Source organism: uncultured Comamonas sp. (assembly GCF_964277875.1).
GTDB lineage: Bacteria > Pseudomonadota > Gammaproteobacteria > Burkholderiales > Burkholderiaceae_C > Comamonas > Comamonas sediminis.
The window spans coordinates 154,285-168,984 of the sequence record NZ_CAXYJV010000038.1 but is presented as its reverse complement, the minus strand read 5'-3'; the positions used below and the strand labels follow the sequence as shown (position 1 = coordinate 168,984).

9 protein-coding genes are annotated in these 14,700 nt (G+C 65.6%); 5 read left to right on the top strand and 4 right to left on the bottom strand.

Features of this window, described 5'->3' with window-relative positions; translation table 11 throughout:
• Positions 1 to 93 precede the first annotated feature (93 nt).
• Complete coding sequence (locus ACHWUQ_RS14350) at positions 94 to 2,484, top strand: DNA polymerase II (RefSeq protein WP_394681540.1); 2,391 nt, start codon at positions 94 to 96, stop codon at positions 2,482 to 2,484.
• A gap of 95 nt (positions 2,485 to 2,579) precedes the next feature.
• Here ACHWUQ_RS14350 and ACHWUQ_RS14345 read toward each other — a convergent pair whose 3' ends face one another.
• From ACHWUQ_RS14345 to ACHWUQ_RS14330, 4 genes are all read right to left on the bottom strand, one after another.
• Positions 2,580 to 4,190, bottom strand: a complete 1,611-nt coding sequence (locus ACHWUQ_RS14345) for a bifunctional aspartate transaminase/aspartate 4-decarboxylase (protein ID WP_312410057.1) — start codon at positions 4,188 to 4,190, stop codon at positions 2,580 to 2,582.
• Between the two features lie 104 nt (positions 4,191 to 4,294).
• Positions 4,295 to 5,980: an aspartate-alanine antiporter gene (gene aspT, locus ACHWUQ_RS14340; protein ID WP_394681539.1), complete on the bottom strand. Its 1,686-nt coding sequence runs from the start codon at positions 5,978 to 5,980 to the stop codon at positions 4,295 to 4,297.
• Between the two features lie 636 nt (positions 5,981 to 6,616).
• Entirely contained in the window at positions 6,617 to 7,738 is a 1,122-nt protein-coding gene (locus tag ACHWUQ_RS14335) for an NADH:flavin oxidoreductase/NADH oxidase (protein WP_394681538.1), read from the bottom strand.
• 245 nt (positions 7,739 to 7,983) lie between these two features.
• Entirely contained in the window at positions 7,984 to 8,886 is a 903-nt protein-coding gene (locus ACHWUQ_RS14330) for a LysR family transcriptional regulator (protein ID WP_394681537.1), read from the bottom strand.
• A gap of 182 nt (positions 8,887 to 9,068) precedes the next feature.
• Here ACHWUQ_RS14330 and ACHWUQ_RS14325 point away from each other — a divergent pair, with 182 nt between their 5' ends.
• The 4 genes from ACHWUQ_RS14325 to ACHWUQ_RS14310 all read left to right on the top strand — a co-directional run bounded on the left by ACHWUQ_RS14325 (position 9,069) and on the right by ACHWUQ_RS14310 (position 14,613).
• Complete coding sequence (locus ACHWUQ_RS14325; RefSeq protein WP_312525686.1) at positions 9,069 to 9,578, top strand: sigma-70 family RNA polymerase sigma factor; 510 nt, start codon at positions 9,069 to 9,071, stop codon at positions 9,576 to 9,578.
• Positions 9,575 to 10,582: a FecR domain-containing protein gene (locus tag ACHWUQ_RS14320; RefSeq protein WP_394681536.1), complete on the top strand. Its 1,008-nt coding sequence runs from the start codon at positions 9,575 to 9,577 to the stop codon at positions 10,580 to 10,582. Before ACHWUQ_RS14325 ends, ACHWUQ_RS14320 begins: the two co-directional genes overlap by 4 nt.
• A 136-nt stretch (positions 10,583 to 10,718) precedes the next feature.
• Positions 10,719 to 13,151: a TonB-dependent siderophore receptor gene (locus ACHWUQ_RS14315; RefSeq protein ID WP_394681535.1), complete on the top strand. Its 2,433-nt coding sequence runs from the start codon at positions 10,719 to 10,721 to the stop codon at positions 13,149 to 13,151.
• 100 nt (positions 13,152 to 13,251) lie between these two features.
• Positions 13,252 to 14,613 (top strand): sigma-70 family RNA polymerase sigma factor, encoded by a 1,362-nt coding sequence (locus tag ACHWUQ_RS14310; protein ID WP_394681534.1) that lies wholly within the window; start codon positions 13,252 to 13,254, stop codon positions 14,611 to 14,613.
• Positions 14,614 to 14,700: the final 87 nt, after the last annotated feature.

The following is a 14,700-nucleotide window of genomic DNA, read 5'->3' as shown; positions in this document are numbered from 1 at the left end:
TCTCAGAATTCCGCCAGTCGGGCGCGAGCTCTGCACTGAGCGACGACAATAGAAGGCGCTGCTGTCGGCTCCCTTCTGTTTGCTTCGTCTACCGTGCCCTCCACCCCCCTCCAAGGTTTCATCCTGACCCGCCATTGGCGGGACACGGCTGCGGGCACCGAGATTGAGTACTGGCTGGCGACCGATGGCGGTCCGCTGAAAGTGCTGCTGACCCGGCAGGCCTCGGTGGCGTTTGTCGAGGCGCGGCACCGGGTGGTGGTGCAGACGCAGTTGCTGGCGATGCCCGATACGGATCTGCGTGAGCTGGCCCTCAGGAGTTTTCAGCAGGAGCCGGTGCTGGGCGTCTATGCCAAGCACTACCGGCAGTTGGGCAAGCTCGCGCGTGGCTTAAAGCAGATAGGGGTATCGCTGCTGGAGGCCGATGTGCGCCCCCACGAGCGCTATTTGATGGAGCGCTTTATCACCGCTGGCGTGCAGGTCGAAGGCGGGCTGTTGCAGGGCAGCACGGTGGTGGACTGCAAGCTGCTGCCCGCAGCGGCGTACCGGCCGGCGCTCAAGCTGGTGTCGCTCGATATTGAAACCAGCCAGCACCAGGATCTGTATTCGATTGCGCTCGATGGCGCAGGCCAGCGGGTGGTGTTCATGCTCGGCGATGCGCCGGCGCCCGGTGGGCAGGCTGGCCCCCTCGAACCCGCCCGCGATTTCAGGCTGGTGTATTGCGCCAGCCGCAAGGCGATGATCGAGCAGCTCAACGACTGGTTTGCGCGCCATGACCCGGATGTCATCGTCGGCTGGAATGTGGTCCAGTTCGACCTGCGGGTGCTGCAAAAGACCGCAGACGACTGCGCCACCCCGCTGCTGCTGGGGCGCGAGGGCCGGCCCATTGCCTGGCGGGCGCATCCGGGCAAGCAAGATTATTGGTTTGCGCCGATGCCCGGCCGCGCGGTCATCGATGGCATCGAGGCCTTGCGGGCGGCGGTGTGGAGCTTTCCGTCATTCAGCCTGGAGAACGTGGCTCAGGCCTTGCTGGGCGAGGGCAAGGACATTGGCGACGAGTACGACAAGATGGCCGAGATCGAGCGCCGCTACCAAAAGGACAAGCCTGCGCTGGCGGTCTACAACATCCGCGATTGCGAGCTGGTGCTGCGCATTTTTGACAAGGCCCAACTGCTGCAGTTTGCGATGGAGCGGGCGCATGCGACCGGCCTGCAGCTGGACCAGTTTGGCGGCTCGATAGCGGCGTTCAGCCACCACTACCTGCCGCGCATGCACCGCCAAGGTTATGTGGCGCCCAATGTGGGCGATGTGCGCGGCAAGTCCTCGCCGGGCGGCTATGTGCTGGATTCGCGGCCGGGCTTTTATGACTCGGTGGTGGTGCTCGATTACAAAAGTCTCTACCCCTCGATCATCCGTACCTACCTGGTTGACCCGGTGGGCCTGGCCGAAGGCCTGCATGCCAGCGATACCGCGTCACTGATCCACGGGCCGATGGACACGCGCTTCTCGCGCGACAAGCACTGCCTGCCCGAGATCGTCACCACGCTCTGGCGCGCACGCGATGAGGCCAAGCGCAGCAGAAACGAGCCGCTGTCGCAGGCGCTCAAGCTGGTGATGAACTCCTTTGCCGGGGTGCTGGGTGCGACCGAATGCCGCTTCTTCAACCCGGCGCTGATCTCGTCGATCACCTTGCGCGGCCATGAGATGGTCAAGCGCACCAAGGCGCTGGTGCAGCAGCGCGGCTACGAGGTCATCTACGGCGATACGGATTCGATCTTCATCTGGCTGGGGCGCGCCCACAGCAACCAGGAGGCCCATGCGGTCGCCACATCGCTGGTCAGCGATATCAATGCCTGGTGGACGCAAGGCCTGCGCCAGGAACAGAACCTGGAGAGCTTTCTTGAGATCGAGTTCGACACGCACTACAAGAAGTTCTTCATGCCCACCATCCGGGGCTCGGACGTGGGCAGCAAAAAGCGCTATGCAGGCCTGAGTGTGGATGCCGATGGCAAGGAGGCCATGGTCTACCGGGGCCTGGAGATGGCGCGCAGCGACTGGACGCCGTTGGCGCGCCAGTTCCAGGAAGGGCTGCTCTCGCGCGTCTTCCAGGGGCTGCCCTACCGCGACTTTGTCATCGGCTATGCACAGGCCACCTTGGCGGGCCAGAAGGATGATTTGCTCGTCTACCGCAAGCGCCTGCGCCACCGGCTCGATGCCTATGTGGCCAACCTGCCGCCGCAGGTGCGTGCCGCCCGCATGGCCGATGACTACAACCGGCGCCTGGGCCGCCCGCTGCAATACCAAAGCGGTGGCTGGATCCGCTATGTGATGGGCAAAAGCGGGCCCGAGCCGTTGGAGGTGCGCCAGTCGCCGATCGACTACGAGCACTACCTGAGCAAGCAGCTGCAGCCGATTGCCGATTCGATCCTGCAGCCATTGGGGGAGGACTTCAGCAGTCTGACCTCGATGCAGCAGGAGCTGTTCTAGCGGCCTGCTGCAGGGGTCTGCTGCAGCGGAGGTGGGGCAGGCGAGGGCAGTGCAGCGCGGGCCAGCGCTGCGCCCGCGCTGCGCCTGCGCCGCGCTTAAGCGGCGCCGCCCTTGCCGCCCGCCTGGGCCTGGAACTGCGCATACAGTTCATCCACCATCTTGCGCAACGCGCGGCCGATGGCGGCGTATTCATACTCGTTCAGGTTGGCAAGCGATGCCCGGCCCGATGGCCTGTCGGAGCCAAAACCCCGGCCTGGCAGCAGCACGATACCGGTTTCATCGGCAATGCGGAACAGCATGTCGCCGGTCGAGGACTGCTGCACTGCCCAGTCCGAAAACGCTTGGCCATAAAGCCTGCAGGTCACGCTCTGCAGGTCGATCAAAGTGTAGTAGTTGACGGAGTTGGGGTTGTGCAGCGGCGGCATGCCCAGCTCGCGGTACAGGGTGGCCTCGCGGCGGCGGATCAGCTGTTTGAGCGCCTGCTTGTAGGCGTCGGCTTCATCGATCAGCGCAAACAGCGAGAACAGCACCATCTGCACCTGTTGCGGGGTCGACAGGCCGGCCGTATGGTTCAGCGCCACCACGCGGCTGTCGGCCACCAGGCGGTCGATGAATTTGAGCGATCGCACATCGGGCAGCAGAGAGCGGTAGCGGTGGTCCAGCTCGAGCTTGGCGCTCTCGGGCAACTGGGCCAGCGCCTTGTCGAAGACGTTCTCCTTGTGCGCGGCAATCACGCCCAGGCGCCAGCCCGTGGCACCAAAGTACTTGGAGAAGGAGTAAACCAGCAAGGTGTTGTGCGGGCAGACCGAGAACAGCGATTGGAAGTCATCGGCAAAGGTGCCGTAGACATCGTCGGTCAGCACCATCAGATCGGGCCGGTGGTCGGCAATGATGGTCTTGATGCGCTCCAGGCTGCGCTGGTCCATCTTGACCGACGGCGGGTTGCTCGGGTTGACGCAGAAGAAGATCTTGACGGCCGGGTCGCGCAGCTTGTCCAGCTCCGCATCGGAGTACTGCCAGCCATTGTCCGGATCGGCATGGATGGGTACCTCCTCCAGCGCGTACTGGGCCAGCTCCGGGATCTCGATATACGGTGTGAACACCGGCATGCCGATGGCGACCTTGTCGCCGGCCTTGAGCAGGCCGCTGATGCGCAGGCTCTCGAAGATATAGGCCATCGCGGCGGTGCCACCCTCGACCGCAAACAAATCGACCGACTCCACCGGCACCGCGCCGCCGGCCATCTCGCGCACGATGTACTGGCGCACGATCTTCTCACTCACGGTCAGCATGCGTGGCGGCACCGGGTAGTTGCATCCCAGGATGCCGTCCACCATCTCATGCAGAAAGGCGGCCGGGTCTAGGCCCAGCTGGTCCCGCACATAGCTGAGCGACTTGGCCAGAAAGCGCACACCTTCCTGGTCGCGGTGTTCGGCGGTGTAGCGCTCGAAGCGGTTTTCGATGCCTTCGATATTGGCCAGGCCGCCGATGCCGGCCGTCATGTACGAATACGACAGCTCGGACTCAGCCGCTGCAAACAGCCCCAGGCGGAAGAAGGCGCGCCGGGGCGTTGTCGCCAGAAAGTTCGGGTTGCCACGCCCGGCGTTGAGCATCAGCCGGTTGGCCTTTCCCGATGCCACCTTGATCAATTCATCCTTGAGCTCGAACGGGCTCAAATGGGCCAGACGCTGGTAGTCCTGAGACATGGTGCAACTCCTTGCAGTCGTTGAAAAACGGGATAAACGGGAAACGGGGAGGCGGCACGGTGCCGCCGGTGTGTCAATGGATCCGTGAGAGGGCGCAGCGCCGCTCAGGCAAAAGCGATCACCAGCGGACCCAGCAGTGTCAGAAACACGTTGGCCAGCGCATAGGTGATAGCAAACGGCACCGTGGGGATGGCGTTGCCCGCCTTGTCCAGCACCTCGCCAAAGGCGGGGTTGGCACTGCGTGCGCCCGACAGGGCCCCTGCAAAGATGGCGACGTTCTCATAGCGCAGCACATACTTGCCAAACAGCATCGCAATCAGCAGCGGCACGATGGTCACCACCATGCCCATCAGGAACAGGCTCAGGCCTTGCTCCATCACGGTGCTTACCGCCTGCTGGCCCGATTGCAGGCCCACCATGGCCACAAAGCCGGCCAGGCCCAGATCACGCAGCAGGGTAGAGGCCGCAGTCGGCATATTGCCCAAGGTGTGCTTGCGGCTGCGCCACCAGCCAAACAGCAGCCCCGCGAGCAGGGCGCCACCGCCGCTGCCCAGGGTGATCGGGATCGAGCCGATGCGCAGCACCAGCAGACCGATCAGCAGCCCCACGGTGATGCCCAGACCGTGGAAGACAAAGTCCGTCTTGTCGCTGGGGATGAGGATGGGCCCCACCGACTGCGCGGCATTCTGCACATCCTGCGGCGTGCCAAACAAGGTCACCACATCGCCGGGCACGATCAAGGTGGTAGGGGTGATCGGCAACGGCGAGCCCGAGCGGGTCAGCGCCACCGCATAGACGCCGTGCTTGAACTCGGGCGTCAGGCTGTCGAGGATGTCCTTGACGCTGCGGTTGAGGTACTGGCTGTTGGTGATGGACACATCGCGGCGCACCATCACCACGTCCATGTCTTCGGCGCTTTGCAGCTCATCGCCGATGTTGGCACCCAGCGCCACCACCGCTGCGCGCCGGCCCACCAGCAGCACTATGTCGCCCGCTTCCAGCACCAGCTGGGGGTCCACCCCCACCAAGGCATTCTTGCGGCGGATACGCTCGATGGTGACCGAGCCTTGCGGCGCGCTGGCTTCCAGCTCGGCCACGGTGCGGCCCGATTGCCGGACCTTGAAGATGCGGCCCACCAGATCGGGCGCCGCAGGCGATTCACCTGCGCCATAGACGTGCACGCCCTTGAGCATTTCCTGCTCGGCCTGGATGGCATCGTCATGGATCTTGCGGCCGGTCAGACACTGCAGCACATTCACGCACAGCAAGATGGCGCCGAACGAGCCAAAGATATAGGTCACCGCATAGCCGATGGCCACATTGGCCTGCATGCGCTGCACCTCATCGGCCGCCAGGCCCAGCTTCTCGATGGCCGAGCCCGCCGTGCCGATGATGGCCGACTGCGTCATCCCGCCAGCGGCCAGCCCTGCGGCCAGGCCCTTGTCCAGGTGGAAGACCCGCGCCAGCACCACGACGGTGACCAGGCCTGAGATGGCGACCACCGCCGCCATCAGGATCTCCTTGATCGACTGCCGCCCCAGAGATCGGAAGAACTGGGGCCCGCTCTCGAAACCCACCGCATAGATGAACAGCGCAAACAGCACCGCCTTGATGCCCGAATCGATCTGGACCCCCACCTGGCTGATCAGCACCGCTGCCAACAGCGATCCTGCCACCCCCCCCAGCTGGAACGAACCGAACCGCAGCTTGCCGATGCCGTAGCCTAGTGCGAGCGCTGCAAACAGCGCAATCTCCGGCGCCTGGTGCAAGATACCTCTGAGCCAATCCATACGAGCCTTTCAGGTCAAAAGAAGGCTGCCCTACCGCCCCGAAGCCATCAAAGCGGTGTACAGCGTGTTAAGAATTGTTTGCATTGGGCGCCGACCACATTAACTGAGACGGAAAAAATCTGCATGTAGGACAGCACAGGCGAAATCTTTCAGCGGCCCGTTGTTGATGCAGATCAAATAGCGCCTTGCCATGGCCCAGACGCCAGGTCCGGTGCAGCGCCGGCCTGCCATGCGCGAAGACGGAGGCTGGGACACGCAGTAAGCAGACACCTCGGTAGGCAACGCATGCCGGTACTGGCCCGGCTTACCGGGGGGCGAGGAAATAGTGCGGTGCCGATGCATTCTTGCCACATCAATGGCGATGGTTATGCGCCGTTTGGATTGGCTTTAATGGCTTTTGGATAAATCGCCGGCGAGGAGAGCGCCATCGAAGGCCGCGCGGCGCGGTGCGCCCCAGGCCGCGCTTTGGCCCCCGGTCTCCCCGCACACCGGCTGCATCATGGCGCCAGCAGTTCCCGCTGTACAGCCCGGCGGGCATTGGCTTGGACGGGCGGCAACTGCGCCCTGTGCTGCGCCCGCTGTACCCGTTAAGCGGGCAAAGGCCTGCGCGGCCACGGCCGCGCAGGGATGCAGCGATCAGGCAGTGGCTGCCTGTTTGCCAGCGCCCCGGTAGCGCTCCAGCCAATGCGCGTAGGGGGCCGGCAGTACCCAGTCAGGCCGCGCTGCCTTGAGTTGCTGGGCCAGCGTGTAGGGGTAGTGCGGGTTGGCCAGCATCGAGCGGCCCATCATCACCAGCGACATCTGGCCGTCGGCCACGACGCGCTCGGCCAGCTCGGCGTCGTCAATGCCCCAGCTCGATGCGACGGGCAGGCCGGCTTCGCGGCTGACGCGGGCGGCAATCGGGGCCAGGAAGGCGGGCTCGCCCCACGGGATCTGCACGCCGGGGATGACAAAGTTCACGCTGACATTGAGCAGGTCCAGTCCGCCTTCGCGCATGCGGCGCACCAGCTCGATCGATTCAGCCAGGGTTTCTTCATCGCGGCCATCGTATTCAATGACGCCAAAGCGGGCGGTCAGCGGCAGGTTCTCGGGCCACACTTCGCGCACGGCGGCCAGCGTTTCCAGCGCAAAGCGGGCGCGGTTGTCAAAGCTGCCGCCATAGGCATCCTTGCGCTGGTTGGAATGGGCCGAGAAAAAGCTCTGGGCAAGGTAACCATGGGCAAAGTGCAGCTCCAGCCATTTGAAGCCGGCGGCCAGTGCGCGGCGGGCGGCGGCGACAAAGTCAGCCTTGACGCGCGCGATATCGGCCAGGGTCATCTCGCGCGGCACGCGGCCCAGATCACCACCAAAGGCGATGGCCGAGGGGGCAATGGTTGGCCAGGCGCGCGGGTCGCTCTCGGGGATATGGTCGTCGCCTTCCCAAGGGCTGTTGGCGCTGGCCTTGCGGCCGGCGTGGGCAATCTGGATGCCGGGCACAGCGCCTGCGGCCTCGATGCCGGCAGCGATGCGTGCCAGGCCGGGCACATGGGCGTCATCCCAAAGGCCCAGGCAGCCAGGGCTGATGCGGCCGTCGGCCGAGACGCCGGTGGCCTCGACAATCACCAGACCCGCGCCGCCCCGGGCGATCGACGGGTAGTGCACCTGGTGCCATTCGTTGGTGAATCCATCGGTGGCGCTGTACTGGCACATCGGAGGCACGGCAATGCGGTTGCGCAGGGTGACGTCTTTGAGGGTGAAGGGGGTAAACAGGGCAGACATGGATATGCTGGATATACAAAAGAAAAGAGGGAATGGGTCGGCCGTGCAGCCTGCCGCGCCGCAGACTGTTTGGCATCTACCAGGGCAGGCATTGGCTGTCCCGGGCAAGGCTCTGCGCAGGCCGTCCACCGCTCGCAATTGAGGCGCGCTGGCCATAAACCAAATGCTGGTTTTTTATGGCAGCCATCTGGCTGGCTGATATCAGCCCCTTCCTGCGCTACCTCTGTGACCCCTCGTTTGCGGGGCTACTGCATCGCCGGCATGGATGCAAACAGCAACTCACGCAGCCAGCGCTGTGCCGGGTCGTGGTGGCTGCGCTCATGCCAGACGGCCAACTGGCTGAACCCTGGCACCTCCACCGGCGGCTTGCAGACCGACAGCCCCTCCATGCCTGCCACCAGGCGGCTGGGCAGCACGGCCACCATATCGCTGGAGCGCAGGATGTCGGGCAACACCACAAAGCATTTGAGCGACAAGGTGACCTCGCGGCGCTGGCCCAGCTTCTCCAGCGCCTCATCCACCACGCCGTGGAAGCCGCCGCCCTCATACGACACCAGCGCATGGTCCAGCGCGCAGAACTGCTTGACGCTGAGCTTGCGGCCCGCAGCGGCGTGGCCCTCGCGCATCACGCAGACATAGTGCTCCTGGAACAGCTGGCGCGCATGCATGTCCTGCGGCGTGTTGTCGCCGGTCAAAAACGCCAGGTCGATATCACCGCGCTCCAGCTGGCCCTGCACCAGGCGCGGCTCCAGCGGGATCAGTGACACGCGGATGCTCGGCGCCTGGCGTTTCAAGGCCGCCAAAAACGGCACGGCAATGGCGCGCAGCGCATAGTCGGTCGCGGCAATGCGGAAGGTGAGCCGGGCGGTGCTGGGGTCAAACACCGGTGGCTGTAGCAGTGCATCGATCTCGCAGAGCATCTGCTTGATCGGCAAGGCCAGATCCAGCGCGCGCTGCGTGGGCACCATGCCGCGCTGGACGCGCGCAAACAAGGGGTCGGCAAAACTCTCGCGCAGCCGCTGCAGCATGCCGCTCATCGCCGGCTGGGTCAGCCCCAGCCTGCCAGCGGCGCGGGTCACGCTGCGCTCATCGAGCAGTGCGTCCAGCGCCTTGAGCAGGTTGAGGTCCATGTTCTTGATATCTCGCATGCTTATCGAAATCTTTGAATAGCCAAATTTGGCTGATATTGTCGCGACCCGGCCTTCCCTGCGTGGCATTGCGGGTTTGGGCCAAGACGGCGCTGAGGCCAGAGGGGTCGAATACCACTGGTTACAATGCGATTAATTCCTATTTGCATTGTCTCTGGGTATCTCTGCATGCCCCCAGCCCTATGTCCAGCGCCGAACCCCCTGTGCATTCAGAAGTTGCCACGCTCTATGCCGACCACCATGGCTGGCTGCAGGCCTGGTTGCGCCGCAAGCTGGGCGATGTGCACCAGGCGGCCGATCTGGCGCAGGACACCTTCATGCGCTTGCTCACGCGCGAGGAGCCGGTGCAGGCGCGCGAACCCCGGGCCTTGTTGACGACGGTGGCCCAGCGTGTGCTGGCCAACCACTACCGCCGCCAGCAGCTGGAGCGCGCCTATCTGGAGGCGCTGGCCCAGGTGCCGCAGGCCACGGCCATCTCGCCGGAAGAGCGGGCGTTGCTCTTGGAGGCGCTCGACGAGATCGACCGCATGCTCGATGGCCTGCCCCCCGCTGTGCGCCGCGCGTTCTTGATGGCCCAGCTCGATGGCATGAAGCAGGCCGAGATTGCGCAGGCGCTCGGCCTGTCGCTCACCACTGTCAAGCGCTACCTGCTGCAGGCGGGCATGCGCTGCTTTTTTGCGGTGGCGCCATGACGACCCCCGGTGCCTTGGCCGTACCGCCCGAGGTAGCGCGCAGCGCGGTGGAGTGGTGGCTGCAGCAGCAAGAGGGCGCGCTGACGGAAGGCCAGCACCAGGCCTGGCTGGCCTGGCGCGGTGCGGACCCCTTGCATGAAACGGCCTGGCAGCACCTGGCCCGGGTCAACGACAAACTCAGCGCGCTGGCGGCGCCCGGCAGCAGCGGCGCGGCCGAGGTGGCGCGGGCGGCGCTGGCGCCCCGGGGATCGGCGCGCCGCCGCCAGGTGGTGCAGACCTTGGCGCTGCTGGTGTTTGGTGCGGGCATCGTCTGGCAGGCCGAGCAGCAGCTGCCTTGGCGGCGCTGGAGCGCCGATGTGCGCACGGTCCGTGCCGAGCGCAAGCGCATGCGTCTGGAAGACGGCACCCAGCTGGTGCTGAACGGCGCAACGGCCTTGAACATCGACTACAGCGCAGGCCTGCGCCGCCTGCAGCTGGTGGAGGGCGAGGTGCTGATCACCACGGCAGCCGATCACCAACAGCCTGCGCGCGACTTTGTCGTGCAGACACGCGAAGGCCTGGCACAGGCGCTGGGCACCCGTTTTTCGCTGCGCAGCCTGGCGGGTGGGGGCAGCCTGGTCAGCGTGTTTGATGGCGCCGTGCGGCTGACCCCGGCCCACAGTGCCGGGGCCGGGCCTGTGCTGCAGGCCGGTTTTAGCGCTGTATTGCAAGCCGCGTCGGTATCGACACCGCAGGCGGTGTACGAAGAAAGCCTGGCCTGGACGGACGGCATGCTGGTGGCGCGCGGCATGCCGCTGGCCGACATGCTGGCCGCGCTGCAGCCCTATAGCGTGGAGCGCCTGGTCTGTGATCCGGCAGTGGCGGGCCTGCGCATGTCGGGCAGCTACCCGCTGGCCGATGTGGCGCGGGTGCTGGCCACACTCGATGCCTTGCCAGGTTTGCGGGTGCGCAATCTGGTGCGCTGGTGGGGCCAGCGCGAGGTGGTGGTAGAGAAGGCGGTCTAACTGCCAAAAAAAATTTCTAAAAATTTCGAGCCAGCCTGGTCTGTTTTTCGTTCTCGCGGGACATGTCAAAGGAAAGCGGCATGGCGCCGTCTTGCACGGCGCTCCTGCCACCCGTCCTCTTTTCTTTGTGATCACCATGGCCAAGTCTTCTGTCCACCCACGTCCCACTGCCGGGCTGTCTGCGTTGAGCGCTTCTTCCGCAACCCATGTCTGGGCCTGCCGCAGCCTGGTGCTGGCGCTGGCCTGTGCCGGCATGGCCAGCAGCCATGCCCAGCCCGCTGCTGCATCGCAGGCCGTGGGGGCCAGCCGCAGCTACCAGATCCCGGCCGGCGCACTCGAAGATGCGCTGAACCGCTTTGGGCGCGAATCGGGCCTGCTGCTGTCTTTCACGCAAGCGCAGGTCCAGGGCTTGCGCAGCGCGGGCCTGCAGGGCAGCTATGCGCCGGATGAAGCACTGCAGCGGCTGCTGGCCGGCACCGGCCTGGCCCTGCAGCGCACCGCCGCTGGCGCCTATATCTTGCAAGCCGCACCGCGCCCGGCCGTGGCACCCGCCAGCGCCGGCCAGGCGGGCGATACCACCTTGCCGGCAGTCACGGTGACTTCGCAGCGCGGCCAGGCGCAGCAGAGCTATGCCAGCCCCGGCCCCGGGTCTGCCACCAAGCTGGGCACCAGCCTGATGGAGACGCCGCGCAGCATCTCGGTCGTGAGCCAGGCGCAGCTGCAGGCCCAGGCGCCCAAGAGCATCGAGCAGGCGCTGTCCTATACACCTGGCGTGGCCACCGAGGTCACCGGCGCCGATGTGCGCATGACGGGCGCCATCATCCGGGGCTTCAGCGATGGCAGCTCGTACTACAAGGATGGGCTGCGCCAGTTTGCCGCCGGTACCTATGGCTCCTGGAACGACGAGATCGACGAGATCGAGAGCCTGGAGGTCATCAAGGGCCCCGCCTCCATGCTGTTTGGACAGGGCCGGCCCGGTGGTGTCATCCATGTGCTGTCCAAACGGCCCGAGGCGGACCATGTCAACAGCGTGGGCGCCTCGTATGGACGCTACCACCGCGCCCAGCTCACGGCCGATCTGGGCGGTGCGCTGGATGCCGACGGCAAGCTGCTCTACCGCTTGAACCTCAAGGGCCGGGACAGCGATGGCCGCTCCATCGGATCGCGCGACGACCGCCTGGCCATTGCGCCATCCTTGCTGTGGAATATCTCCAACCAGACCCAGCTGACGGTGCTGGCCAATTACTCACGCGAGCGCAGCACGCCCAAGCCCTGGTGGCCCAGCCTGTTCACCTATCCGCAGATCAAGCAGCTGTCGCCCAAGCTAACAGCAGGCGACCCGGCGTTTGACCGCTTTGACCGCGACACGCGCTCGCTGGGCTATGCGTTCTCGCACCAGACCGACAGCGGCTGGACGCTGACGCAGAACCTGCGCTACTCCACGATCGACATCGACTACCGCCACATCTATGCGATGGATGTGCTGGCCGATGGCGACAGCGTGACCCGCGCCAACCTGGCCCAGCGCACCAAGGGCAAGACCCTGGCGATGGACAGCCGGGCGCAGAAGGACCTGCGCTGGGGCGATGTGGAGCACCGCATGGCGTGGGGCGTCGATATCACCAAGTACAAGGAGCGCGGCGGCCTGGGCTTTGGCTGGGATGTGCCCAACCTCAGCCTGAGCGCGCCCGTCTATGGCCAGTCGATTGCGGTGCCTGAGCTCGAAGACAGCAACAGCGACCTGCGCCAGACCGGTATCTACACCCTCAACCAGTTCAAGCGCGGGCCCTGGATTGCCAACCTCAGCCTGCGCCATGATGTGGCCCGCACCACGCAGAACAGCAGCAACCAGCCACGCATGCGCGACAACGCCACCACCGGCAGCGTGGGCCTGCTCTACCAGATGGCCAATGGCCTGGCGCCGTATGCCAGCTACGCGAGCTCGTTCGACCCGACCACCGGCCTGGCCTTTGATGGCAGTGCCTTTGCGCCACGCAAGGGCAAGCAGTACGAGGTCGGCATCAAGTACCAGCCGCCCGGCAGCAAGAGCGTGGTCACCGCCTCGGTGTTTGACCTGCGCCAGACCAATGTGACCACCCAGGACCCGGTCCACCCGCGCTTCAGCGTGCAGACCGGCGAGGTGCGCTCGACCGGCTTTGAGCTGGAAGCGCAGATGGCGCTCACGCCAGAAGTGCAGGGCATGCTTGGCTTCACCTACCTGGACCCGCGCACCACCCAAAGCAACCGGCCAGCTGAGATCGGCCAGCAAACCTTGCAGACCTCGCGCCACATGGCCAGCCTCTGGCTGGACTACCGCCCGCGCAGCCTGCCGGGCGTGATGGTAGGGGCCGGCCTGCGCTATAAGGGCCGCTCGCCCTATAACCTGGCCTCCAATGGCAGCCTGAACTACAACGACGCGGTGACCGTGGCCGATCTGGCGCTGGCCTATGAAACGCCCCAGTACCGCGTGGCGCTCAACGTCAACAACCTCTTCAACAAGACCTACTACGCGGGCATCTTCCGTGGCGTGGACCGTGAGGCGACTGTGAGCTTCAAGTACTTCTTCTAAGTACGTGTAGTGATAAAAGCGCCGCTCCTGGGACCAGAGGACAGAAAATCAGTATGGCTATTGAGAATGATTCTCTTTACATGGCTTATGATCCAGCCCCATGGAATTGTCAGCCTCCTTCACCCGCGCGCTATTGACCGGCTTTGACCGGGCCTATGCCGACCTGGTGCGGGTGGCGACGCGCAGCACCGGCAGCCGCGATGAGGCGGGCGAGCTGGTGCATGAGACCTGGCTCAAGCTGGCTGAGCATGCCCAGGCCAGTGGGCAGGCGGAGGCCGCAGGCGACCAGCCCGATGACACCACAGCCTACCTGGCGGTGATGACCCAGCACCTGGCGCTGGACGCGCACCGCCGCCGCCAGCGCCACGGCCGCTATGTGGAAGGCGCTGTGCTGCAGGAGCAGCTGGCGCCCAGCCATGTACCGGATGTGGCCGATTCCGTGATGTACCGCCAGGCGCTGGCGGTGCTGGAGACGGCACTGGCCGGCCTGCCCGAGCGCAGCCGCGCCGCCTTTGTGGCCCACCGCATCCATGGCGACAAGCAGCCGCTGATTGCCGAGCGGCTAGGCGTATCGCTGAACACCATCGAGCGCGATCTGATCCAGGCCAGTGCCTGTGTGGAAGATGCGTTGCAGCGCTGGCGCGGCAACCACCTGGGCAGCGCCCGGCGTGCCGGCCGGCGCCGCAGCCTGGCCGCGCTGCTGAGTTTTGCCGGTGTGGGCCTGGGCGGCCATCTGGGCTGGCAGCAGTGGCAGCTTTACCGCCAACAGCATGTGCAGTGGCAGGCCAGCTGGCAAAGCCCGCGCGGCCAGCAGGTGCGGCATGCGCTGCCCGATGGCTCCAGCTTGCTGCTCGATGCCCTCAGCCAGGCGCAGCTGCAGTATTTTGCGGCGCGCCGATCGGTGCAGCTGCTGCAGGGCGCGGCCTTTTTTGACGTGGCGCGTGATGAGAACCGGCCGTTCGAGGTGCAGGCGGCCGGCCTGCGCATCACCGTGCTGGGCACGCGCTTTGGCGTGGAGATCACGCCGATGGGCCGGGGCCCCCGCCGGGTCAGCGTGCAGGTCGAATCGGGCCGGGTGCGCGTGGAGCCGATGGCCGAGGGCGGCGCCATCGAAACGGCGCAGGATGATGGCTTTGTACATACGCTGGAGGCCGGCCAGGCGCTGCAGTGGGCGGCGGGCGACCGCAGCCCCGAGTTGTCGTCGGTGGAGTCGGCGGCCTCCTGGCGCCATGGCGAGCTGGTGTTCCAGCATGCCACCCTGGGCCAGGCGCTGGAGCGGCTGGCGCGCTATGCGCCGTTTGCGATGGACGCCACGCCTGATGCAGCGCGCCTGCCACTCAGCGGCCGGGTGCGTATTGCCCAGGCCCAGGCCTGGATACAGGCACTGCCCCGGGCCTTGCCGGTGCAGGTGCAGCAGCAAAGCGATGGCAGCCTGCTGCTCAGCCGCCGCAGCCGGTCTTGATGAAGCAGGGCACGGTATGGCACTGCACTACGCGGGCTGCGGCAGCCGCGATCCAATTATTTTTCAGGAACTTTCAGGGCCGATCGT